The sequence below is a fragment of the Butyricicoccus sp. AF35-5AC genome (assembly GCF_003477715.1).
GTDB lineage: Bacteria > Bacillota > Clostridia > Oscillospirales > Butyricicoccaceae > Agathobaculum > Agathobaculum butyriciproducens.
In genome coordinates, this window is sequence record NZ_QUDX01000001.1 from 384,624 (window position 1) to 407,619 (window position 22,996).

Here is a 22,996-nt window from a genome sequence, read left to right on the forward strand (position 1 = left end):
CTGCCGCCCGGATAGGGCGAACCGCCTGCGGCAGTTCGAGTGCCCCGGTCAGCCGGTGCTGAAAAGGAGCCGCCCGTCAGGGGTGAACCGCCTGCGCGGTTCAAGTACCCCGGGGGTCGGTGCCGGAAAACAAGGGATATCCCTTGACAAACCCGGATTTAACAGCTATACTATTAAAGTTAATACACAAATGCAGTGAAAAAGAGGAGTATTTTTCCTTTGCGCGTTTAGAGAGGGTGCGGTCGGTGCAAGCACCTCGGCGGGGAAGAAGAAGGTCGCTTTGGAGCAGAACAGCCGAATGTTCGTTAAGCTGTTCCGTCTGACCCCGCGTTACGGGGCAACGAGTGCGCGTCTTTACGCGAATTCAGGTGGTACCACGGAGCATACTTCGTCCTGTTGTCGGGATGAGTATGCTCTTTTTTGTTTGCACAGAGGTATCCCGCATGTATATCGTAAATCAAATTGAAGGAGATAGATCAATGAGCGAACTGCCTAAGACCTACGACCCGAAATCGGTCGAGGACAAGCTGTACAAGTTCTGGGTCGATTCCGGCTTCTTCCACGCCGAGGTCAATCCGGACAAGAAACCGTACACCATCGTTATCCCGCCTCCGAATGTTACCGGCCAGCTGCACATGGGCCACGCATTCGACGAGACCCTGCAGGATATCCTCATCCGCACTAAGCGCATGCAGGGCTACGAGGCACTGTGGATGCCGGGCACCGACCACGCCGGTATCGCAACCCAGATCAAAGTAGAGGAGAACCTCCGCAAGGAGGAGGGCCTGACCCGTTACGACCTCGGCCGCGAGGAATTCCTTAAGCGCGTCTGGGCGTGGAAGGACAAGTTCGGCAGCCGCATTATCAGCCAGCTCAAAAAGCTCGGCACCTCCTGCGACTGGGACCGCGAGCGCTTTACCATGGACGAGGGCTGCTCCAAGGCGGTCCGCGAGGTATTCGTAAACCTGTACAACAAGGGCCTGATCTACAAGGGCCACCGCATCATCAACTGGTGCCCGCACTGCGCGACTGCGCTGTCCGACGCTGAGGTTGAGTACGAAACCCAGCCGGGCAAGCTGTGGCACATCCGCTATCCGCTCGCGGACGGCTCGGGCGAGCTGGTGGTTGCGACCACCCGTCCGGAGACCTTCATGGGCGATACCGGCGTTGCGGTCAACCCGAATGACGAGCGCTACAAGCACCTCATCGGCAAGACCTGCATCCTCCCGATCATGAACCGCGAGATTCCGATTTTCGGTGACGAGTACGTTGACATGGAGTTCGGCACCGGCTGTGTTAAGGTTACGCCGTGCCACGACCCGAACGACTTCGAGATGGGTCAGCGCCACAACCTCGAGCAGATCCTCGTGTTCAACGAGGACGCGACCGTCAACGCAAACGGCGGCAAGTACGAGGGCATGGACCGCTACGAGTGCCGCAAGGCGGTTGTAAAGGACCTTGAGGAAGGCGGCTGGCTGGTCAAGATTGAGGACCACGAGCACAACGTAGGCACCTGCTACCGCTGCGGCACCACCGTTGAGCCGATGACCTCGGCACAGTGGTTCGTCAAGATGGCGCCGCTCGCCAAGCCCGCTATGGACGTAGTAAACGAGGGCAAGACCAAGTTCGTGCCCGACCGCTTCTCCAAGACCTACCTGCGCTGGATGGAAAACGTACACGATTGGTGTATCTCCCGTCAGCTGTGGTGGGGTCACCGCATTCCGGCGTTCTACTGTGAGGACTGCGGCGAAATGACCGTCTCCAAGACCGATGTATGCACCTGCCCGAAGTGCGGCGGCACGCATATCCATCAGGAGGAGGACGTACTGGATACCTGGTTCTCGTCCGCTCTGTGGCCGTTCTCCACGCTCGGCTGGCCGGACAAGACCAAGGAGCTTGAGTATTTCTACCCGACCTCTACGCTTGTTACCGGCTACGATATCATCTTCTTCTGGGTTGCCCGCATGATTTTCTCCGGTGTGGAGCACATGGGCGAAACCCCGTTCGAGACGGTTTATATCCACGGTCTGGTGCGCGACGCGCAGGGCCGCAAGATGTCCAAGTCGCTCGGCAACGGCATCGACCCGCTCGAGGTCATCGACCAGTACGGCGCAGACGCGCTGCGCTTCACCCTTGCAACGGGCAACAGCCCCGGAAACGATATGCGTTTCTCGGACGAGCGCGTACAGGCGTCCCGCAACTTCTGCAACAAGATCTGGAACGCATCCCGCTTTATCCAGATGAACCTGACCATCGACAAGGACAAGGCAGTCCAGCTGCCCGCAGACCTTGCCATCGAGGACAAGTGGATCATCAGCAAGTTCAACACGCTGGTTGCCGACGTTACCCGCAACATCGACCAGTACGAGCTGGGTCTGGCGGCTGCCAAGCTGAACGACTTCATCTGGGAGAACTTCTGCGACTGGTATATCGAGATTGCAAAGACCCGTCTGCAGACCGGCGACGAGAACGTACAGAAGGTGCTGTGCTATGTGCTGAGCGGCGCGATGCAGCTGCTGCACCCGTTCATGCCGTTCATCACCGAGACCATCTGGCAGGCGCTGCCGCATGAAGGCCCGTCCGTTATGGTATCCGCATGGCCGGAATACAAGGAGGAGCTGCACTTTGCCGCGGAGGAGGCACAGATGGAGAGCCTGATGGACGCTGTCCGCGCCATCCGCAACCGCCGTGCCGAGATGAACGTACCGCCCTCCAAGAAGGCCAAGGTGCTCATCCTGACCGAGAAGAAGGATACGTTCTCCGCAGGCGCAGGCTTCTTCCCCAAGCTGGCATACGCTTCCGAGATTGAACTCATCGACGCCGTTCCGGCGGACGCTGCCAAGATGGCATCCGTAGTCACCGGCGACGCACAGATTTATATGCCGATGGGCGACCTCATCGACTTCGAGGCCGAGCGCGCCCGCCTCGGCAAGGAGAAGAGCAAGGTCGAGGCTGATATCGACTTTGTTATGAAGAAGCTGAACAACCCGAAGTTTGTCGATAAGGCACCCGAGAAGGTTGTTGCAGCCGAGCGCGAAAAGGCCGAAAAGCTGCGCGAGCACCTCGCAAAGCTGGAGGAGTCCATTGCAGCGCTGAATTAAGCTGCATTAAGCTGAATTAAATATAAAAAGAGTGGAGTTTTATCCACTCTTTTTTCTTAATATTTTCCCCAAAACACTTGACTGTAAACCCACTTTATCCCTTATAATGTAATCAATAGAAGGGAAGGTGATCGTATGAACATAGCGGAAGCAGAGCGCAGGACGGGATTATCCCGGGCGAACATCCGGTTTTACGAGAAGGAAGGCTTACTCAAGCCGACACGCGGCGCGAACGGCTACCGCGATTACACCGAGGACGATGTGCAGACGCTGCGGAAGATCATGCTGCTGCGGCGGCTGCGCCTGAGCGTGCCCGACATCCGCGCCATCGAGAGCGGCGAGAAAGCGCTGCCCGAGGCGGCGGCAGGCCAGCTCGACGTATTGCAGGGGGACATCCGCGAGAGCGAACTGGCGTATGCGATGTGCCGCGCCATCTGCGAGGACAGAGCGGAGTGGAACGGGCTGGATGTAGACCGGTACCAGTCCATCGTGCTGCCCGCAGACGACCCGCGCGAGAAAGACCGCATCCCGCCGGCAGGCTGCCCGTGGCGGCGCTTCCTTGCCCGCAATGTGGATGCCGGACTGTATGGGCTGCTGTGGTCGATGCTGTCGCAGTGGGTGTTCCGCATCAATCCGGAGAATTTTATCCAGGTTATGTCGAATCTGGCGTGGATGCTCGCGTGCGGGTATGTCAGCTGGCTGCTGACGTTCGTGTTCGAGCCGGTGCTGCTGCATTACTGGGGCACAACGCCCGGCAAGTGGATCTTCGGGCTGTCCGTCCGCGATGAGGACGGAGAAAAGCTGTCCATCCGCACCGCATATGCCCGTTTGTGGGGCGTGTTCGGCTACGGCAACTGCTATGCGCTGCCGTTCTTCGACTGGTACTACAATTACAAGTGCTACCGCGCGTGCAAAGAAGAGGAGCTCCCGTGGGATTTGGAGAACGGATGCAGCATCATCGTCCGCGAGCGGGAGGTGCGCTGGTATCGCGTGGCGCTGTACCTGCTGGTGCTCGTGCTGCGAGCAGCCGCAGGTTACGGCATTGACCTGTACGCCAAGCTGCCGCCCAATCGCGGCGAGCTGACTCTTGCGGAGTATGTGGAGAACTGCAACGACTGCCTGAAGTATAATCAGGGCCTGGCGCCGTATGTCCGGCCGGACGGAAGCTGGAATAGCGACGTGGCAATGGGCGGCAGGTATTTCTTCTCGCTGGGCGATTCTGTATCCGATGTGACGGTCGAAACCGATGCGGACGGCTATGTGCAGTCGGTGACGGTGGTTTCGGATTCGCAGAACGGCTCGTGCGGCTATCAGGAGCGCATGACGGTGTATTACGCCTTTGCGGCCGCGTATGCCAAATGGAGCTGGCTGTATGCCGACCACATGAGGGATGACATCATTGACGACGGCTGGGAATACGATGTACCGGATACGAAAAACGTCAAGGAGGCGCATCTCGACGGACTGGATTTCCGGTACGAATATGAATACAGCAATACAGATACCGTAAACCTGTATCTCAATCAGCCGATGCCGTATCATTCGGTGCTGACGATTGAGAAAGAGTGAATGAGTTATCGTAGGGGCGGGGTGAGGGTGCCCCGCCCTGCGGACATTTATCAATTAAATCCGTGGAATCGAATATTACACAGGAGGTAAGCCATTACGGGCGCAGCGCGACCGGAGCCTGCGCAAGGATAGCGCTATTCTCCATTCTCAATTTTCAATTTTCCATTACTCCTCACTCCTGACTCCTGCCTTTACAAAAGGCTTTCTTATTTGCCCAAAGTGTGCTATACTAATCTCACAAAAACATATAGATAGAGGAATAGCCAATGAAAGGAATCATTCTTGCCGCCGGTAAGGGCTCGCGCCTGTACCCGATGACACGTCCGGTATGCAAACCGCTGCTGCCGGTATACGATAAACCGATGATCTACTATCCGCTGGCTGCGCTCCTGCAGGCCGGTATCCGCGATATTCTCATCATCATCCCGCCCGGAGAGGAAGGCCCGTTCTACCGTCTGCTCGGTTCCGGCGGCCGCTTCGGCGTCAACATCACCTATGAGGTGCAGGAGGTTGCACGCGGCATCGCGGACGCGCTGCTCATCGGCTCCCAGTTCATCGGGGATGACTCGGTTTGCCTTGTTCTGGGCGATAATATCTTCTATTCCCCCAATTTCCAGGACTATCTGGACCGTGCCGTGCAGCAGAAATCCGGCGCCTGCGTATTCGGCTACTATGTCGATGACCCGCGTGCGTTCGGCGTTGTGGAGTTTGATGGTCAGGGCCGTGCGATTTCCATCGAGGAGAAGCCGCGCTATCCGAAGTCTAACTATATCATTCCGGGTCTGTATTTTTACGATAACTCGGTTATGGAGATTGCCCGCGGACTCAAGCCCTCGGCAAGAGGCGAACTGGAGATCACGGATGTCAATATCGAGTACATGAAACGAGGTCAGCTGCACGTTGAAAAGCTCGACCGGGATTTCGTCTGGCTGGATGCCGGTACCGCCGACAACCTGCTCGAATCCGCACAGGTTGTCCGCCGCGTGCAGGATGAGACCGGCCGCTACATCGCATGTCCGGAGGAGATCGCGTACGCGCGCGGCTATATCAGCCGTCAGACGCTGCTCCGTCACGCCGCCGACCTCAGCAAAACGCTGTACGGCCGCTACTTAGAGTGCCTCTAAAGGAGAATCGCAAATGCCTGTTTATACCGAAACCAAAACCTACAAAACCAAGGCCCACATGGGCATGATCGACGTTACCGATGACTTCCGCGCAGCGGTGCAGAACGCCTGCCGCAAGACCGGCATGAAGTCCGGCACGATTACCGGCTTTACCACCGGCGGCGTTGCCGGTCTGACCACGCTCGAGTTTGAGCCGGGCATGGTCTACCATGACCTCAAGGCGGCGATGGACGTCTTTTCGCCCTACCGCGATGAGACCGGTGCGGTCATTCATTACCACCACCACGATACCTGGCATGATGATAACGGCTCGTCGCATATCAAGGCGGCGTTGCTCAGTCCGTTTATCGTTATCCCGTTCGTGAATGGCGAGATCACCATCGGCCCGTGGCAGAATCTGACCCTTGTGGAGTGCGATACCCGCAACCGCGTGCGGGATATTGTCTTTCAGGTGATGGGAGAATAATGCAAACTGATTCTGTATAAAAGCAAGATGACCGTTCGGAGTAGGGCCCGAACGGTCATCTTAGTTTAACTATGATACGGAAAGGTCTGGTTGCTTAGCAACATCCCTTGGGTATATTATACCCGCAGAACCTCGGTCTTGTCAAGCGACAGGGCCGGGGTTTTGTTGCGTCGCGGCTCTCTCACGCGCCGCGCAGCAGGAAAGATTAGCGTCCGCTAACCAAATAGCTTTTCTTTTTTCGATAAATGTGGTATAATATAAGCGTTCGGAAAATTTAAGTACGGTTCGGGAATCCCTGTGCCGTGCATAGAAATGGAGCGACAAAGCATGACTAAAATTGATATTATTTCCGGTTTTCTGGGTGCCGGCAAGACGACTCTCATCAAGCGTCTGCTGGCCGATGCGCTCAAGGGTGAGCAGGTTGTTCTGATCGAGAACGAGTTCGGTGAGATCGGCATTGACGGCGGCTTCCTCAAGGATGCCGGCATTGTTGTAAACGAGATGAACGCAGGCTGCATCTGCTGCTCGCTGGTTGGCGACTTCGGCAAGGCGCTGCACGATGTTGTGGATCGGTACCATCCGGACCGCATCCTGATCGAGCCGTCCGGCGTCGGCAAGCTGAGTGACGTTATCGCTGCGGTACAGAACGCGCACCTCGAGGTTCAGCTGAACAGCTTCGTCACGGTTGTTGACGCGCTCAAGGCCAAGATGTACCTCAAGAACTTCGGTGAGTTTTTCGAGAATCAGGTGGCGCATGCCGGTGCCATCCTGCTGTCCCGCACGGCTGAGTGCCCGGAGAAGCGCCTCGACGAGACCGTTGCCATGCTGCGCGGCCTGAATGAGCACGCCCGCATCGTCACCACCCCGTGGAAGGACCTGACCGGCGAGCAGCTGCTCTCCACCATGGAAGGCAGCCGCGACCTCGTTGCGGAGGTTCTCGAGGAGATCGCGCACGAGCCGCACCACGAGCATCATCATCACCACCATGACCACGAGCATGATGAGCACGAACATGAGCATGAGCATGACCATGAGGAGCACGAGCATCATCACGAGCATGACGAGCACTGCACCTGCGGCTGCCACAATCACGACCATGAGCATGAGCATGAGCATCACCACGATCATGACCACGAGCACCATCATCACGACCACGACGGTCACTGCTGCTGCGGTCACGACCACGATCACGATGCTGACGAAGTATTCACCTCCTGGGGTAAGGAAACGACTCACAAGTACACCGAGGCAGAGCTTAACGCGGCACTTACCGCGCTCGGCGATGTTACGCTCGGCACCGTACTGCGTGCAAAGGGCATCGTTCCGTGTGCAGACGGCGGCGAGTGGCTGCACTTTGACTACGTTCCGGGCGCACCCGAAATCCGCCGCGGCGCTGCCGATTACACCGGCCGTCTGTGCGTCATCGGCTCCGAGCTGGATGAGGAGCGCATCGCTGCTCTGTTCGGCGTAAACGAAAAGTGAGGTAACCAGATTATGGCTAACGAACCCATTCCGGTATACGTCTTTACCGGCTTTCTGGAGAGCGGCAAGACCAAGTTCATTCAGGACATTCTCGCGGACCCGAACTTTACCGAGAACGAGCGCACGGTGTTGCTGCTGTGCGAGGAAGGCATCGAGGAATACGACGAGAAGTGGCTGCTGCACTACGGCACCGCGCTTGTGCCGATCGAGTCCGAGGACCGTCTGACGCCGAATATCCTCAAGCGCGTGGAGCAGAAATACCAGCCGGACCGCATTCTTGTTGAGTACAACGGCATGTGGAAGCTGGAAAAGCTGATGCAGGCATTTCCTGCTCGCTGGGAGCTGTACCAGATCGTCACCACGGTCGATGCGACCACGTTTGAGCTGTATTCCAACAACATCGGCCCGATGATGTTCGAGCATATCACCACTGCGGATCTGGTTGTGTTCAACCGCTGCACGGATGAGCTGAAGGATATGCTGTACAAGAAGAACATCAAGGCGATGAACCCGCGTGCGGCAATCTATCTGGATGACGTGAACGGCAATTCCGAGGACTACGCCCGCAATATGCCGCTGCCGTTTGACGTGGATGCGGATATCATCGACATCCAGCCGGAGGACTACGGTCTCTGGTACATCGACGCCACCAGCGATCCGATGAAGTATGACGGCAAGACCGTCCGCTTTCTTGCCCAGGCCTACGTCGGCAAGGATGTGCCCGCCGGCAGCTTCGTGCCCGGCCGTTTCGGCATGGTCTGCTGCGCGGATGACGTCACCTTCCTCGGCTTCCTCTGCCGCTATCCCGACCGCGATCAGCTGCATAACCGCGACTGGGTCAAGGTAACGGCGTCCATCACCGTCGAGGAGCTGCCGCAGTACCGCGGTCCCGGTCCGGTGCTGCATGCCATCACGGTAGAACCCGCCGAAAAGGCGAAGGAAGATATCGTGTACTTTAACTGAATCTTCTCCATACAACGTAAAAAGAGACGAGCCTGCCTGGTTCGTCTCTTTTTCTGCTATAACAACAAAAACCGCCTGAAAGGACGGTTTATTGACAATATTCTGTCGTATATGCTATACTGTAAGCAGATGTTGTTCCGATAGCGGTCAGACCTTCTTTCTTTCCTCGGTTTGGGGAGGAAAGGAGGTGTCGCAAATGCAGAAGAAATTGCTTCGGCTTTTCGTATGTGCAGTAATCCTGCTGTACATTTTCTGTATAAAAGCGCACTGACCGCTCGATTAGGCCTCGAACGGTCAGTGACTAAAAATCCTGATTGAATAAGGTCTGACTGCCTGAACAGCATCCCTTGGGTATATTATACCCGAGCAGCCCCGGTTTTGTCAAGTGCGGCAAAGCCGGGGTTTTGCTTTGCATGCAGCGATTACTGCCTGCGGATTGCTAATTTCTAATTAGAAAAGCATGTCCCCCGCCACACAGCAGTGACGGGGGACAAAGACAAAAGGGGGGATACAGACGATTCATAAACCCATGAACGTCTAACGAAAGTCCAGTGGTTAGCTTGAGGGATTAGCCAATGCCACCGTACATAATGCCGAGGATCAGTGCAGCAATTGCACAGATAACGTATACCCACTTACCAAGCGGGAAGAACCAGCTGCCGATGGGCTTCTTAGCGCCTTCGTTAACAGCAGCAAGTGCCTTTTTCTTGCCGAGTACCCAGAAGAACATGATGCCGGCCAGAGCAGCGCCGAGCGGGCAGATGTAAATGGAAACAACGTCCATCCACTGAGAGGTCCACGGCTGGATTGCGATGGAAACGACCAGACCGATCACACCAATGGTGCCAACGGCTGCTGCGCGCTTGAACTTGAACTGCTCCTGCAGGAAGGCGATCGGTGCCTCGTACAGGTTTACGATAGAGGATACGCCTGCGAACAGTACGCAGATGTAGAAGATCGCGCCGATGATACGGCCGGCAGGCATTGCGTTGAATACATTTACGAGGTAAACGAACATCAGGCCGGGGCCGCCGGTTACGTCGCGGATGCCTTCGCCCAGAACAACTGCCATTGCCGGAATGATAACGATTGCTGCCAGCAGAGCTGCAAGGGTATCAAATACTGCTACGTTGCGTGCGGAGGACGGGATATCCTCGCTCTTGGACAGGTAGGAACCGTAGATTACAGAACCGTTGCCTGCAACAGACAGGGAGAAGAACGCCTGACCGAATGCAAATACCCACAGGTCGGGCTTAGCCAGACCGGCCGGATTCAGGGTCAGAATGTACTTATAGCCTTCGGATGCGCCGGGCAGAGTGCCGATGTAGACTGCCAGTACGAGGAACAGACCGAACAGAACAGGCATCATGACCTTGTTTGCCTTCTCAATGCCGCCTGCAACGCCCATTACCATGATGGCGAGGGAAACGACCAGTGCAACGATCTGCCATACGCCGTTGCCGATGCCGAAGAAGCCAGCCGACGCCATTGCCTTGAGGGCTTCGGGAAGCGTTTCTGCCTCCGGTGCGGTCATGCCGAAGGTGCCGCCGATAGCGCCCATATCCGTGCCGAGATTGAACAGGCTGCCGGAGAGGGACATGAAGGTGTACTTGAAGATCCAGCCGAGAACGACCGTGTAGCCGATTGCCAGCATCAATGCACCGATGATCGGGATTGCGCCGATCGCCTTACCGGATTTCTCACTGCCGGTGCGCTCCTTGGTACACATACCGAACGCACCAACCGGACCTGCGGCTGCACGACGGCCGAGAGCGAACTCCTCGATAACGCCGGTACTGCCGATCAAAATTACAAAGATGAAATAGGGAAGCAGGAAGGTCATGCCGCCGTACTTCTGCACCATGATCGGGAAACGCCAGATGTTGCCCATACCAACCGCAGAACCGATACATGCCAGAATAAAACCCCATTTACTCTGGAAACCATCTCTCTGTTCTAAGTTTTTAGGCTCTTTACTCATTATCTTACACCCCTTTAATGTGTAAATGGATAGAAAAAGGGCGTCCTCTTTGCCGCAGAAACTGTTTAGTTTTCTGGGAAAAAGAACGCCCTTGTCCTTTGCTTTCCTGTGCACTTTCCACGCGGCACAGGTTACGCCCTGATTATCAAGTTATAAAAAGGTCAGGAGAAATTCCTGTTATGCAATGCCGCAGCGCCTTTGCTGCGGCATTGGCGGGAATACCGCACAATTTATGCAATTATGCGGTATCGCCTTTCACGAAAGGATAGAACAGGGAATTATTTATCTTCGTTCGGGTACGGCTCCAGGAATGCATGGAAGTGACGCATCGGCAGCTTGTGGCCCCAAACGATACGCATGTTCGGGATGGACTCACGATCCTCGTACAGAGCCTTAACAGCTGCGATTACATAGTCCAGATGCTCCTTGGTCAGACGGCTGCGGTCGATTGCGAAGCGAACTACGTTAGCCAGCTCAGCCTGCTGCTCCGGAGTCTTCAGGTCATACTCCATGGAGAAGTCGCCCAGCTCGGATACACGGATACCATAGCGGCGGATCAGCTCAAGCGAGAAGCCGGTGCCTGCGAAGGTGGTGTGATCGCGCTTGCCGTCGAAGAACTCGTCCATGTTGATGTATACAGCGTGGCCGCCTGCCGGCAGTACAACGCCCTTGACGCCAGCCTTGTAGAAGCCCTGTGCCAGATACTCGCACTGGGATACACGGTCATGCATATAGCCGAAGTCGCAGGACTCGTACAGACCAGCTGCCAGAGCCATGATGTCACGGCCGGACATGCCGCCGTAGGAGTCGTTGCCGTAGCAGGAGATCTGCTTAACCTTGATCAGAACGCCAACGTCGGTCTTAACCGTGCCGTCTTCGTTGAAGTCGGAGAACTTCTGCCAGAACAGGCCCTTATCGCGGAATGCCAGCATGCCGCCCATGTTAGCGTGGCCGTCCTTCTTAGCGGACATGGTGAATGCGTCGCAGTAAGAGAACATCTCGGTAGCGATCTCAGCGATGGACTTGTCAGCGTAGCCTTCCTCGTTCATCTTGATGAAGTAAGCGTTCTCAGCCCAGCGAGCGGTATCAAATACCAGCGGGATGTCGTACTTATGAGCTACGCGGTTGATCTCACGCAGGTTGCCCATGGATACCGGCTGACCGCAGATCGGGTTGTTGGTGATGCAGGTGAATACCAGCGGTACGTTCTCCGGACCAACAGAGGTGATCAGCTGCTCGAGCTTCTCGATGTCCATGTTGCCCTTGAACGGGTTCTTCTCGTAGGAGCCGCCTTCCGGAATTTCGTACAGCAGTTCCTTGTTGTACAGGTTACGCGGAACAGAGCCCATCTGCTTGATGTTGCCCTCGGTGGTATCAAAGTGACCGTTAGACGGAATGGTGAATACCTTGCCCGGATGACGAGCAGCCAGGATCTTCTTAACGATTTCCATCAGAACAGACTCAGCTGCACGGCCCTGCTGGATAATGAAGGAGTTCGGACGCTCCATCTGAGCTGCGCCGCCGTTGAACAGGCCGCCTTCGTACTCGCACAGATAAACTTCGTCCATCATCTTCTCGATGTCACGGCAGTCGGTGCGAACGAGGTCGATGATCTTCTTCCAGTTCTTCTCGCCGCCGCGCTCGAAGATGTCGCGGAAGGTGTCGAGCAGAACGTAATAACCGGTGTTGCGGCCATAAGCCTCGTCGCCGAGGAACAGGGTAGCCAGCTGCTGGTTGGTCATTGCGGTGGTGCCGGAGTCGGACAGCATATCAACGGTCAGCATGCCGGACGGGAATGCGAACTCGTTCCAGTGCGTTGCATTCAGTGCGCGCTCGCGCTGCTCAACGGTTGCCTGCGGAAGATCGCGTACAGCGTATGCACAGTGCTGCGGCATTGCTACATCCAGCGGATAGTGCTTCTCGTTCTTGTTCATTTTTCATTACCTCCATAAAATCGTGCGTTTTACGCCGTTTGTGTTTTGGAGATACCCCGGTTGTCAAAGCCGTTTTTCCGGTTCCGGCCTTGCTTAGCGGACAGCACCTTTCTTTTTGGCTGTTTTCTTTTCTTTTCTGGTTTGCCTTACGGCAGGAGAGCGGTTACCTCAATCTCGACGAGAGCGTCCTTGGGAAGTCTTGCAACCTCCACAGCGGAACGTGCCGGGTAGCTGCCTTCACCGAAGAAGGTGGCGTAAACCTCGTTCATCGCGCCGAAATTGTTCATGTCGCTCAGGAAGACGGTAGTCTTGATCACCTGATCCATACCGGTTCCTGCCTCAGCAAGGATAGCCTTTACATTGGTGAGCGACTGCTTGGTCTGTGCTGCGATCCCTTCCGGAAAAGCACCGGTTGCGGGATCGATCGGAAGCTGACCCGAAGTAAATACGATACCGTTAGCGGCGATTGCCTGTGCATACGGGCCGATAGCTGCGGGTGCGTGTTCCGAACAGATAACCTTTTTCATTTCCTGCTCAGCCTCCTTTCGTCCTTTCGTGAGATAAATTTATCACTTTTCAAATTCTTTGTCAAGACGTATTTGTGCAGTTTGGATGAATGAATAAAAAAATCTCGCGTATTTATCAATATTATCAACAACTATTGTGGAATAATGATAATTTCGGACAGACTTTTTGTACAAAAATACTGCGTAAAATATTTACTTTTTTCACCTTGCGCTTAGAAAAGTTTATTATTTTACAGAACATGGTAATCAAAGCGCGAATTTATAAAAAAATTTTGTCATCCTACTAAAACAATGCGATGAAGAATTCATGAAGAATCGCAGGGAGAGCGGCATTGCTGCGGAAAGTGATAAAAATTCCGACACCGCTCAACCGGTGCAGAGAAAAGACATCCCGCGTTTGCACTTCAAATAAAAGCCTGCGTATGCTATAATAAATTGGATTACATTTCACAGGGAGGTGCACCGCATGCCGGACGAAAAACTCATCACCAGCCGCGGCGGCAAAGCGCTTCGCCGCGGCTGGACAACCGGCTCGTGCGCGGCGGCGGCCTCGCAGGCGGCGGCTGTGCTGCTGCTGAGCGGAATCGCGCCGCCGGAGATTCATCTGCACACGCCGGGCGGCATCACCTTCCGCCTGCCGGTCGAGAACGCACACAGGAGCGGGAGCGCGGCTGTCTGCACCGTCCGCAAGGACGCGGGCGACGACCCGGACATCACAAACGGGGTTCGCATCACGGCTTCCGTGCGCCGAATCGAAAAGGGCGTTGCCATAGAGGGCGGCGCCGGCGTCGGACGAATTACCCGCCCGGGACTGGCGATGCCGGTCGGAGAAGCGGCGATCAATCCCGGTCCGCGGCAGCAGATCACGGACGCGGTGCACCGGGCCGCGGAACAGAACGGATACGACGGCGGCTTTTCTGTCACCATTTCGGTGGAGGACGGCGAGGCACTTGCCGCCCAGACCTACAATGGCCACCTCGGCATCGTCGGCGGCATCTCTATCCTCGGCACGAGCGGCATTGTCGAGCCGATGAGCGAAAAGGCGCTCGTGGACACCATCCGATTGGAGCTGGACAGCCTGTACGCGCAGGGACAGCGCATTGCGTTCCTGTGCCCGGGCAACTACGGCGCGGATTTCGCGCGGGACACGCTCGGCCTTGACCTCGAACGCGCGGTCAAGTGCTCCAACTTCATCGGTGAGGCGTTCGACCATGCGGCGTACCGCGGCTATCCCGAGATCCTGCTTGTCGGGCATGCCGGAAAGCTGGTCAAGATGGCCGCAAGCGTGATGAACACGCATTCGTCGGTCGCAGACGCACGGCAGGAGATTTTCACGGCGCATGCGGCACTGTGCGGCGCACCGCGCGAAATACTCGAAGGGCTGATGACTGCCATCTCGGTGGACGCGTGCGTGGAGCTGCTGGACGAAGTGAATCTGCGTCAGCCCGTCCTGTCGCGCATTGGCAGGGAGATGGAAACCCGCATCGCCCTGCGCATGAAGGGGCAGGCGTGCGTAGAATTCATCATGTTTACCGGAAAATACGGCGTGCTGGCCGAGTCGGCGGGCGCGCGCGCACTCTGTGAGAGGTTGAAGCTGCAATGAAGGGTATTTTATATGGAGTCGGCGTCGGTCCGGGCGATCCGGAGCTGCTGACCGCCAAGGCGATCCGGCTGCTGCGCGAGTGCGATGCGGTCGCCGCACCGAAGTCCGCCGACGGCAGACAGACCGCACTGGATATTGCTTCGCCGTACATCGGGCAGGACAAGTCAATCCTGCTGTTCGATATGCCGATGACGCACGACAGGCAGGCGCGAAATGCCAGCCACGACGCGGCGGCAGACGCGCTCTGTGCGCTGCTCGACGAGGGCAAGACCGTGGTGTTTCTCACGCTCGGCGACCCGACGATATATTCCACATACTGGTATGTACACAAGCGTGTTGCCGCCCGCGGCTATGCAGCCGAGCTGGTGCCCGGCGTGCCGTCCTTCTGCGCCGCGGCTGCCACCATGGGACGCGCCCTGTGCGAGGACGGCGAAATGCTGCACATCATTCCGGCCACGCACGGCAGGGCGGAGGAAGGGCTTGCGCTCTCCGGCAGCAGGGTGCTGATGAAGACCGGAAAGAGTGTATTGGAGGTCCGCGAACTGCTCCGACAGCGCGGCGAACTCGGCAGCGCGGCACTGATCGAGCGGGTCGGCATGGACGGTCAGCGGCTGATCGAAAATTTAGATGAGCTGGAACAGCCGAGCGGCTATTTCTCTATTATATTGGTAAAGGAGCAAAGCGAATGATCTACTTTGTGGGTGCAGGCTCAGGGGCGCCCGACCTGATCACGGTACGCGGCGCACGTCTGCTGAGCGAGGCAGATGTGATCGTTTACGCCGGTTCGCTGGTCAATCCGGCGCTTTTGGACTATAAAAAGGACGGATGCGAGGTGTACAACAGCGCGAAGATGACGCTCGAGGAGGTCATCGCCGTGATGGCGCCTGCCGCGAAAGCGGGCAAAACAGTCGTGCGTCTGCACACCGGCGACCCGTGCGTGTACGGTGCGCATAGAGAGCAGATGGACGAGCTGGACAGGCTCGGTCTGGCGTATGAGGTCTGCCCGGGTGTGTCTTCGTTCTGCGGCGCGGCAGCGGCACTCAAAGCCGAGTACACACTGCCGAACGTGAGCCAGTCGGTCATCCTGACGCGCATGGAGGGCCGCACGCCCGTGCCCGAAAAGGAGCAGATCGAGTCGTTCGCGGCACACGGAGCCACCATGGTCATCTTCCTGTCGGCGGGTCAGCTGCCGCGCCTGTCCGAGCGGCTGCTCGCGGGCGGCTACGCGCCGGACACGCCTGCGGCCATCGTGTACAAGGCCACCTGGCCGGACGAAAAGGTCGTGCGGACAACGGTCGGTGAACTCGCCGCGGCCGGTGCGCGGGAGGGCATCACCAAGACCGCGCTCATCACGGTGGGCGGGTTCCTCGGCACCGAGTACGAGCGCTCCAAGCTGTACGACCCGACCTTTACGACCGAATTTCGTGAGGCAAGCCGATGAAGCACGCAAAATTTGTATCCTTTACCCTGTGCGGCGCACAGACTGTACAAAAGGCGGTAAAACTCCTGTCGGATTTCCGGTGTGAGCGGTACGCGCGGACGGCGGATGCGTCGCTCTCGGGCACGAGCCTGAAACGCTTTGCGCAGCAGGCAATGGTCGATTGCGACCTGATCGTGTTCGTGGGCGCGACCGGAATCGCGGTACGCGCAGTGGCGCCGTATTTGATGGGGAAAGCCTATGATCCGGCGGTAATCGTCATTGACGAGCAGGGAAAGTTCGTGATTCCGCTCCTGTCCGGACATCTGGGCGGCGCCAACGAGATTGCAAAAACACTTGCGGAAGGTCTGCAGGCTGTGCCGGTGCTCACCACCGCGACAGACGGTCGGCAGGTGTTCGCTGTGGACACTTGGGCAAAAGCACACAGCTGTGCAGTTCTGGAGCCGGAACATATTAAATATGTATCCGGTGCGCTGCTCAGGGGGGAAACCGTGGGCGTTCGCTCGGATTTTCCGATAGACGGGCTGCTGCCCGCCCGTATTGATCTCAAAAAAGACGCGGAAAGTGGGTTCACGATTGGATTTCGCACAGACGCACAGCCGTTTGCACACACGCTGCATCTCGTGCCGCGGATTGCATATCTCGGCATTGGCTGCCGCAAGGGCACGAGCGCAGATGCCATCGAGCAGACAGTTCAGGCGGCGCTTGCATCGAAAAAGCTGCCCTGGCAGGCGATTTGCGGCGCGGCGAGCATTGATATCAAGCAGGATGAGCCGGGTTTGCTGCTGTTTTGCGAAAAACACGGACTGCCGTTCCGTACCTTTACGGCCGAGCAGCTGCAGGACGCACAAGGCGAATTCAGCCGGTCGGCGTTCGTGCAGCAGACCGTTGGCGTCGATAATGTGTGCGAACGCGCGGCTGTGTGCGCGGCACAGAACGGCACACTTATCTTGCATAAATTCGCGCAGAACGGCGTGACGGCGGCTGTCGCTGTGCCGGACTGGCGCGTGTGCTTTGAAGAACGGGAGGGCGAAGTATGAAGCTGTATTGCATCGGCATTGGGCCGGGCGGCGAGGAGCAGATGACGCTGCGCGCGGTGCGTGCTCTGGAAAAATGTGACTGTGTGGCAGGCTACGGCCTGTACCTCGATTTGATCGAGAACCTCATTTCGGGCAAGGAACGCATCGAATCCGGCATGACGCGCGAGGTTTTGCGCTGCAAAGCGGCGGTTGAGGCGGCAAAACAGGGCAAAACGGTCGCGGTCGTGTCCTCGGGAGACGCCGGTGTGTACGGCATGGCCGGCCTGCTGCTCGAGCTTTGCGAGCACGAGCCGAACCTCGAGGTCGAGGTCATTCCGGGCATCACGGCGGCCTGCTCGGGCGGCGCCGTGCTCGGCTCGCCGCTGACGTGTGACTTTGCGTGCATCAGCCTGTCCGACCTGCTCACGCCGTGGGACAAGATCGAGCAGCGTCTGCGCGGCGCGGCGGCCGGCGATTTCTGCATCGCGCTGTACAATCCGTCGAGCAAAAAACGCACCGACCATCTGCGCCGTGCCTGCGATATTCTGCTGGAGATTGTACCGCCGGAGACTGTCTGCGGTCTGGTGCGCAGCATTGGCCGAGAAGGCGAAAGCTGCACGCTTACAACGCTCGGTGAGCTGCGTGATACACAGGTCGATATGCTGACCACCGTGTTTGTCGGAAACAGCCGTACGCGCGTGATGGACGGCCGCATGGTCACGCCGAGGGGGTATCGCGGCGTATGAAGCTGATGATTTTCTCCGGTACGACAGAAGGACACGATTTGTGCCGGTTTTTGTCGAAAAAGAGCGTGCAGGCAGATGTTTTCGTTGCCACAGAGTATGGTGCGGCGGTGATGGAGCCGATGGCGGGAATCACGGTTCACGAGGGCCGCTTGGATGAGCGGGAGATGGAAAAACGATTGACCTCGGATACGCTGCTCATCGACGCAACGCATCCGTATGCAGCGGCTGTGACCGACAATCTGCGGGCGGCCTGCGCGAAATCGGGCGCACGCTACGAGCGGCTGCTGCGGCCTGCCCTGCCTTATCAGAACTGCGAAATCGTGCTGGACACAGCCGCTGCAGTGGACTGGCTGAACGCGCACGAGGGCGCGGTCCTGCTCACCACAGGAAGTAAAGAACTGGAAGCGTACACGGCGGTGCAGGACTTCCAAACGCGGCTGTTCCCGCGCGTGCTGCCGACCGCCACGGTGCTCGAAAAGTGCGCTGCACTCGGCTTCCCGGGCGCGCACATCATCGCCATGCAAGGTCCGTTTTCGCAGGCGATGAACGCGGCGCTGCTGCGCGAGACCGGCGCAAAAATTCTCGTGACCAAGGATACCGGCGTGTCCGGCGGCTTTGCGGAGAAGGTCGCGGCAGCCGAGGAGGTCGGCGCAAAGGTACTGGTCATTGCGCGTCCGCGTATGGAAAACGGCAAAAATCAGGCGCAGATGCAGGTGTTTTTGACGGAATTGCTCGGTTTACGGAACGAAAAGCAGCAGCGGGAATTTTTCATCATCGGCGCAGGCATGGGCACGGCGGACACGCTGACCGGCGAAGCCGTCCGCACGCTTGCAGCCGCAGAGAAAGTATTTGCCACAAAACGGCTCGCATCGCTGTCGCCCAAGGCGGAGGTCTGCGCGTTCTCAGAGCTGGCTGAGCGGGCAATTTCCGGTAATGCCCGGCACACGGCGCTGTTGGTTTCCGGCGACGTAGGATTCTTCAGCGCGGCCGGAAAGCTGCGTGAGCGGCTCCTGCCATACGGCGGGGTAACACTCATGCCGGGATTGTCAAGCATGCAGTATATGTGCGCGAAATGCGGCATTTCCTACGAAAATCTGTGTTTTAAGAGCCTGCACGGTCGCACAGGAAATATTCTCGGTGCCGTAAGTTACCATGCGGCAACATTTGCGCTGACCGGCGGCGAGAACAACGCGCAGGCGGTTTGCAACAGCCTTACGGACGCGGGATTGGGCGCGCTGCCCGTTCATCTCGGGGAAAACCTCGGCGCGGAAAATGAGCGGATTGTGCACGGCACAGCCGCAGAGATCGCGCAGCTTTCGTGCCCGGATTTAGCGGTTCTGCTGATCGAAAACCCGCGTGCGGCGAACAAAAACGAACCGATTCGAGATGAAATGCTCACGCGCGGAAAGGTGCCGATGACCAAGGAAGAGGTTCGGTGGGTGTCGGTGAACCGCCTGACTGTCCGACCGACCGACACGGTCTGGGACGTGGGTGCGGGCACTGGCGCGGTCACGCTCGAGCTGGCGCGCAAGGCCAGCGACGGCACGGTTTACGCTGTCGAGCGAAAGTCGGAAGCGGTCGCGCTCTTGCACGAAAACCGCATAAAACTCGGCGGATACAATGTGAAAATCATTGAAGGACCTGCGCCGGAGGCACTGGAGAACCTTCCGGCACCGGACTGCGTGTTCGTCGGCGGGAGCGGCGGCAGAATGCGGGAGATTCTGGCACTTGCTAAGAAGAAAAATCCGGAAGTCCGCGTGGTCGTGAACGCGATTGCGCTCGAGACGTTGTTTGCGGCGCAGACGGCTTTGAAAGAATTGGGATTTACTGACATTGAGGTCACACAGTTGGCGGCCACGCGCGGTAAGCCGGTCGGCGCGTATACCATGCTGACTGCGAACAATCCGGTGTTTATTCTGTCCGGGAGGGCCGAAAATGACACAAAATAATGCACCAAGACTGCTGCTTGCGGGCACCGGCAGCGGCTGCGGCAAGACGACGGTCACGACCGCGATTCTGCGGGCGCTGCAGCGCCGCGGCGTAACACTCAACGCATTCAAGTGCGGTCCGGACTACATCGACCCGATGTTCCACACGGCGGTTTTGGGCGTTCCGAGCCGCAATTTAGACCTTTTTTTCGAGGACGAGGCCGGTATTTGCAGTCAGCTTGCGCGGCATATCCGGCCGGACGGTCTCGGTGTGATCGAGGGCGTCATGGGCTTTTACGACGGCGTTTCCGGTACGACGGATACGGCTTCGGCGGCGCATCTGGCCCGCGCAACCGGCACGCCTGCGGTGCTGATCGTGCGGCCTAAGGGGCAGTCGCTGTCGCTTGCGGCACAGATTCACGGGTTCCGCACATTTGCGAAAAATACGCTCGCAGGAGTGATTTTGAACGGCGTTTCGGCGGGAATGTACTCGTTTTACAAACAAATTGCAGGGAAAGCGGGACTGCCTGTGCTCGGCTTTTTGCCGCCGGTTCCGGAGGCCGAAATACCTGACCGCCACCTCGGTCTGGTGACGGCGGATGAGCTGTCCGACCTGCGTGAGAAAATTGATCGGCTCGCGGATGCGGCAGAGGAGGGCATTGACCTCCACGCGTTGTGTGCATTAGCACAGACGGCGAAACCGCTGACCGATACGCACATGCCGCTCGCTCGTGTGACCGATTTTCCGGTGCGGATCGCGGTAGCGAAGGACCGCGCATTCTGCTTCTATTATGAGGATAACTTCGATGTGCTGCGCGAGCTGGGGGCAGAGCTTGTGCCGTTTTCGCCGCTCACAGACGAGCGGCTGCCGGAGAATATCGATGGTCTGTATCTCGGCGGCGGCTATCCGGAATTGTATGAAAAACGGCTTTCAGAGAATGAAATCATGCGAAATTCTATCAAAAAAGCGATTCAAAACGGTTTACCGACAGTTGCAGAATGCGGCGGATTTCTTTATCTGATGCAGTCGCTCGACGGCGCGGAAATGGCAGGGGTGCTGCCGACTTCGGCGCACATGACGCGCAGGTTGCAGCCGTTCGGCTATGTCATGCTCACGGCAAACAGTGATAACCTGCTGTGCGAAGCCGGTGGACAATTTCCTGTGCACGAGTTTCATTATGCACAGGCTGTGGATAATGGCACAGATTTTCATGCGGTCAAGCCAAACGGGCGCGCGTGGGACTGCGGCTTTGCATCGGATACGCTCTATGCAGGATTTCCACATTTGTATTTCCGTGCGAAAACTGAAATTGTTGCGAATTTTGTCCGGAAATGCGCAGAAAGGAGCGGAAAATGACACTTGAACAGACTATTTCTGCCATCCGGCCGCTGGATGAAAAAAGCATGACGGCGGCGCAAAACCGCTTTGCAAATATTGCCATGCCGCTCGGCGGACTGGGGCTTCTGCAGGACGCGATCGTGCAGCTTGCAGGTATTCTCGGTCAGCCGGTGCCGGATATTTCCAGACGCGCGGCGGTTGTTTTCTGCGCGGATAACGGCGTGGTCGCCGAGGGCGTGACGCAGTGTGGGCAGGAGGTGACAGCAACGGTCGCGGAAAATATGGGCCGCGGCGAGTCCACCGTGTGTCTAATGGCAAAACAGCTCGGAATGGACGTGTTTCCGGTCGATATAGGTGTTGCACAGCCGATAAAGAGCGAAAAAGTGCTGCAATTTTCCGTTCGGCGCGGAACTGCAAACCTTGCGCATGAGCCTGCCATGACGCGGAAAGAGGCGCTCGAAGCGGTCGAAATCGGTATTAAAATGGCAGAAATGTGTGCCGAAAAGGGATATTCGCTGCTCATTGGCGGCGAAATGGGCATCGGAAACACGACTACGAGTGCGGCAGTCACGGCGGCGCTCACCGACGCGGAGGCTGCGGCGGTCACAGGACGCGGAGCGGGTCTGTCAACGGCCGGTCTGGAGCGGAAAATCGCGGTGATTGAGGCGGCGCTGGCGCTTCACAAACCCGACCCGAATGACTCGATCGACGTGCTGCATAAGGTTGGCGGTTTGGATATCGCGGGTCTGTGCGGTCTGTATTTGGGTGCGGCGGCACAGCGCATCCCGGTCGTGCTGGACGGCGTGATTTCGTGCGCGGCGGCGCTTCTCGCGGTGCGATTGTGCCCGCAGTCTGTGCATTTTATGGTCGCAGCGCACAGATCGGACGAACCGGCGAGCATTTTGCTGCTCGATGCACTCGGCAAGCGGCCGTTCCTGACGGCGGGCATGCATCTCGGGGAGGGGACAGGCGCGGCGGCAGGCGTGGCACTTTTGGACCTGGCACTGGCGCCATATCGGGAAATGGTGAGCTTCGCGGACATTGGAATAGAGGCATATCAGCCGCAAAAGTAGTTGTTTGTCTGACAGATAGCACAAATTTTTATATAAATATTGTGTGTAACGCCGATAAATGCGATCTGCCCGCATTCTTTACAGGAATACTGCGTGCAGCAAAAAGCACCGAGCGTTAACTCGGTGCTTACGGTTCAAATTCTTAGCATTTCAGCGCTTCATCTGCGATATTTGCGGTGATTTTGTTGTAGAACTCCTGCTTTTGCGCATCGTTTTCAAACGCTGAGAACGGCACGATGACCGCGGAGAATTCATCAACAAAAACATAATAATGCTTGTCATCGGTTGCGGTGCGCTGAACGGCCGAATACTGGTAAACGGTATCTTCGTTCTCGCCGGACAGCTCGAATTCGCTTTCACGCAGCGTGAGCGTTTTCGGTCCGCAAAGCTGTTTATTCTTTGCGTTCTTGAGGATTTTCTCGATATTTTTGATCATTTTATGACGCATATAGCGCGGTGTGCCCCAGAAGCAGACGGCAGCGAGCGCAACGTAAACCGCGATGGAAACCGGCGTGAGCGTATGCAGCCAGTACATGAGCGCACTGCCGCCGAGAATGACAATAGCCGCGGTGGCGATTCTCATGGTGCGAATGCTGCGTTGAACAATCGCATTATTGTTGTAATAATTCAAATTAAAATCAATGAAATCCTGTTTGGTGATATCGTAATGCAGCTCCATTTTTTCTTACCTCAACTTACTCGG

The 22,996-nt window shown here is 57.2% G+C and carries 19 protein-coding genes and 1 other annotated feature; of the genes, 15 read left to right on the top strand and 4 right to left on the bottom strand.

The genetic code is table 11. From position 1 onward, the window contains the following. From DWZ82_RS15455 to DWZ82_RS01830, 7 genes are all read left to right on the top strand, one after another. Nucleotides 1-199 (top strand): hypothetical protein (locus DWZ82_RS15455; RefSeq protein ID WP_207663667.1); only part of this gene is annotated, 199 nt, incomplete at its 5' end. Continuing rightward, nucleotides 187-399: a binding site (T-box leader), on the top strand. (Overlaps the previous gene by 13 nt.) Nucleotides 400-479: 80 nt before the next feature. Further along, nucleotides 480-3,101, top strand: coding sequence for a valine--tRNA ligase (locus DWZ82_RS01805; protein ID WP_118478314.1), 2,622 nt, complete (start codon nucleotides 480-482; stop codon nucleotides 3,099-3,101). 135 nt (nucleotides 3,102-3,236) lie between these two features. Next, nucleotides 3,237-4,670: a MerR family transcriptional regulator gene (locus DWZ82_RS15045; RefSeq protein ID WP_158575051.1), complete on the top strand. Its 1,434-nt coding sequence runs from the start codon at nucleotides 3,237-3,239 to the stop codon at nucleotides 4,668-4,670. Nucleotides 4,671-4,936: 266 nt separating this feature from the next. Further along, nucleotides 4,937-5,794: a glucose-1-phosphate thymidylyltransferase RfbA gene (gene rfbA / locus DWZ82_RS01815; RefSeq protein WP_118478316.1), complete on the top strand. Its 858-nt coding sequence runs from the start codon at nucleotides 4,937-4,939 to the stop codon at nucleotides 5,792-5,794. A gap of 13 nt (nucleotides 5,795-5,807) precedes the next feature. Continuing rightward, nucleotides 5,808-6,260: a YjbQ family protein gene (locus DWZ82_RS01820; protein ID WP_117488921.1), complete on the top strand. Its 453-nt coding sequence runs from the start codon at nucleotides 5,808-5,810 to the stop codon at nucleotides 6,258-6,260. A 327-nt stretch (nucleotides 6,261-6,587) separates the two neighbouring features. Further along, nucleotides 6,588-7,742 carry a CobW family GTP-binding protein gene (locus tag DWZ82_RS01825; protein WP_118478318.1) on the top strand — a complete coding sequence of 385 codons (1,155 nt, stop codon included), beginning with the start codon at nucleotides 6,588-6,590 and terminating at the stop codon, nucleotides 7,740-7,742. Nucleotides 7,743-7,754: 12 nt separating this feature from the next. Then, nucleotides 7,755-8,705: a TIGR03943 family putative permease subunit gene (locus DWZ82_RS01830; protein ID WP_118478320.1), complete on the top strand. Its 951-nt coding sequence runs from the start codon at nucleotides 7,755-7,757 to the stop codon at nucleotides 8,703-8,705. 568 nt (nucleotides 8,706-9,273) lie between these two features. Here DWZ82_RS01830 and DWZ82_RS01835 read toward each other — a convergent pair. The 3 genes from DWZ82_RS01835 to DWZ82_RS01845 all read right to left on the bottom strand — a co-directional run bounded on the left by DWZ82_RS01835 (nucleotide 9,274) and on the right by DWZ82_RS01845 (nucleotide 13,147). Beyond that, nucleotides 9,274-10,686: a sodium-dependent transporter gene (locus DWZ82_RS01835; protein ID WP_118361782.1), complete on the bottom strand. Its 1,413-nt coding sequence runs from the start codon at nucleotides 10,684-10,686 to the stop codon at nucleotides 9,274-9,276. 278 nt (nucleotides 10,687-10,964) lie between these two features. After that, nucleotides 10,965-12,620 carry a tryptophanase gene (locus DWZ82_RS01840; RefSeq protein WP_118478322.1) on the bottom strand — a complete coding sequence of 552 codons (1,656 nt, stop codon included), beginning with the start codon at nucleotides 12,618-12,620 and terminating at the stop codon, nucleotides 10,965-10,967. 146 nt (nucleotides 12,621-12,766) lie between these two features. After that, nucleotides 12,767-13,147, bottom strand: coding sequence for a RidA family protein (locus DWZ82_RS01845; protein WP_110435180.1), 381 nt, complete (start codon nucleotides 13,145-13,147; stop codon nucleotides 12,767-12,769). Between the two features lie 466 nt (nucleotides 13,148-13,613). Here DWZ82_RS01845 and cbiD point away from each other — a divergent pair, with 466 nt between their 5' ends. Genes cbiD through cobT form a run of 8 tightly spaced genes read left to right on the top strand, consistent with a single transcriptional unit; the run spans nucleotide 13,614 to nucleotide 22,293 of the window. Beyond that, nucleotides 13,614-14,750, top strand: coding sequence for a cobalt-precorrin-5B (C(1))-methyltransferase CbiD (gene cbiD, locus DWZ82_RS01850; protein ID WP_118478324.1), 1,137 nt, complete (start codon nucleotides 13,614-13,616; stop codon nucleotides 14,748-14,750). Beyond that, nucleotides 14,747-15,439: a precorrin-2 C(20)-methyltransferase gene (gene cobI, locus DWZ82_RS01855; protein ID WP_118478326.1), complete on the top strand. Its 693-nt coding sequence runs from the start codon at nucleotides 14,747-14,749 to the stop codon at nucleotides 15,437-15,439. The genes cbiD and cobI overlap by 4 nt, the downstream gene beginning before the upstream one ends. Then, nucleotides 15,436-16,191, top strand: a complete 756-nt coding sequence (cobM, locus tag DWZ82_RS01860) for a precorrin-4 C(11)-methyltransferase (protein WP_118478328.1) — start codon at nucleotides 15,436-15,438, stop codon at nucleotides 16,189-16,191. Before cobI ends, cobM begins: the two co-directional genes overlap by 4 nt. Beyond that, nucleotides 16,188-17,228 carry a cobalt-precorrin 5A hydrolase gene (locus tag DWZ82_RS01865; RefSeq protein WP_118478330.1) on the top strand — a complete coding sequence of 347 codons (1,041 nt, stop codon included), beginning with the start codon at nucleotides 16,188-16,190 and terminating at the stop codon, nucleotides 17,226-17,228. The genes cobM and DWZ82_RS01865 overlap by 4 nt, the downstream gene beginning before the upstream one ends. Next, nucleotides 17,225-17,953: a precorrin-3B C(17)-methyltransferase gene (gene cobJ / locus DWZ82_RS01870; protein WP_118478332.1), complete on the top strand. Its 729-nt coding sequence runs from the start codon at nucleotides 17,225-17,227 to the stop codon at nucleotides 17,951-17,953. The genes DWZ82_RS01865 and cobJ overlap by 4 nt, the downstream gene beginning before the upstream one ends. Beyond that, nucleotides 17,950-19,902 carry a precorrin-6A reductase gene (gene cobK, locus DWZ82_RS01875; RefSeq protein WP_118478334.1) on the top strand — a complete coding sequence of 651 codons (1,953 nt, stop codon included), beginning with the start codon at nucleotides 17,950-17,952 and terminating at the stop codon, nucleotides 19,900-19,902. The genes cobJ and cobK overlap by 4 nt, the downstream gene beginning before the upstream one ends. Beyond that, nucleotides 19,889-21,238 (top strand): cobyrinate a,c-diamide synthase, encoded by a 1,350-nt coding sequence (locus tag DWZ82_RS01880; protein ID WP_118478336.1) that lies wholly within the window; start codon nucleotides 19,889-19,891, stop codon nucleotides 21,236-21,238. The genes cobK and DWZ82_RS01880 overlap by 14 nt, the downstream gene beginning before the upstream one ends. Then, nucleotides 21,235-22,293 (top strand): nicotinate-nucleotide--dimethylbenzimidazole phosphoribosyltransferase, encoded by a 1,059-nt coding sequence (cobT, locus tag DWZ82_RS01885; protein WP_118478338.1) that lies wholly within the window; start codon nucleotides 21,235-21,237, stop codon nucleotides 22,291-22,293. The genes DWZ82_RS01880 and cobT overlap by 4 nt, the downstream gene beginning before the upstream one ends. Before the next feature lie 142 nt (nucleotides 22,294-22,435). Here the strand turns inward: cobT and DWZ82_RS01890 are convergent, their stop codons facing one another. Beyond that, nucleotides 22,436-22,972 (bottom strand): YcxB family protein, encoded by a 537-nt coding sequence (locus DWZ82_RS01890; protein ID WP_118478340.1) that lies wholly within the window; start codon nucleotides 22,970-22,972, stop codon nucleotides 22,436-22,438. Nucleotides 22,973-22,996: the final 24 nt, after the last annotated feature.

Excerpts from the sequence above, each read along its gene's own strand:
- DWZ82_RS01805 (WP_118478314.1), top strand. The coding sequence starts at position 480 with ATGAGCGAACTGCCTAAGACCTACGACCCGAAATCGGTCGAGGACAAG.
- DWZ82_RS15045 (WP_158575051.1), top strand. The coding sequence starts at position 3,237 with ATGAACATAGCGGAAGCAGAGCGCAGGACGGGATTATCCCGGGCGAAC.
- rfbA (WP_118478316.1), top strand. The coding sequence starts at position 4,937 with ATGAAAGGAATCATTCTTGCCGCCGGTAAGGGCTCGCGCCTGTACCCG.
- DWZ82_RS01820 (WP_117488921.1), top strand. The coding sequence starts at position 5,808 with ATGCCTGTTTATACCGAAACCAAAACCTACAAAACCAAGGCCCACATG.
- DWZ82_RS01825 (WP_118478318.1), top strand. The coding sequence starts at position 6,588 with ATGACTAAAATTGATATTATTTCCGGTTTTCTGGGTGCCGGCAAGACG.
- DWZ82_RS01830 (WP_118478320.1), top strand. The coding sequence starts at position 7,755 with ATGGCTAACGAACCCATTCCGGTATACGTCTTTACCGGCTTTCTGGAG.
- DWZ82_RS01835 (WP_118361782.1), bottom strand. The coding sequence starts at position 10,686 with ATGAGTAAAGAGCCTAAAAACTTAGAACAGAGAGATGGTTTCCAGAGT.
- DWZ82_RS01840 (WP_118478322.1), bottom strand. The coding sequence starts at position 12,620 with ATGAACAAGAACGAGAAGCACTATCCGCTGGATGTAGCAATGCCGCAG.
- DWZ82_RS01845 (WP_110435180.1), bottom strand. The coding sequence starts at position 13,147 with ATGAAAAAGGTTATCTGTTCGGAACACGCACCCGCAGCTATCGGCCCG.
- cbiD (WP_118478324.1), top strand. The coding sequence starts at position 13,614 with ATGCCGGACGAAAAACTCATCACCAGCCGCGGCGGCAAAGCGCTTCGC.
- cobI (WP_118478326.1), top strand. The coding sequence starts at position 14,747 with ATGAAGGGTATTTTATATGGAGTCGGCGTCGGTCCGGGCGATCCGGAG.
- cobM (WP_118478328.1), top strand. The coding sequence starts at position 15,436 with ATGATCTACTTTGTGGGTGCAGGCTCAGGGGCGCCCGACCTGATCACG.
- DWZ82_RS01865 (WP_118478330.1), top strand. The coding sequence starts at position 16,188 with ATGAAGCACGCAAAATTTGTATCCTTTACCCTGTGCGGCGCACAGACT.
- cobJ (WP_118478332.1), top strand. The coding sequence starts at position 17,225 with ATGAAGCTGTATTGCATCGGCATTGGGCCGGGCGGCGAGGAGCAGATG.
- cobK (WP_118478334.1), top strand. The coding sequence starts at position 17,950 with ATGAAGCTGATGATTTTCTCCGGTACGACAGAAGGACACGATTTGTGC.
- DWZ82_RS01880 (WP_118478336.1), top strand. The coding sequence starts at position 19,889 with ATGACACAAAATAATGCACCAAGACTGCTGCTTGCGGGCACCGGCAGC.
- cobT (WP_118478338.1), top strand. The coding sequence starts at position 21,235 with ATGACACTTGAACAGACTATTTCTGCCATCCGGCCGCTGGATGAAAAA.
- DWZ82_RS01890 (WP_118478340.1), bottom strand. The coding sequence starts at position 22,972 with ATGGAGCTGCATTACGATATCACCAAACAGGATTTCATTGATTTTAAT.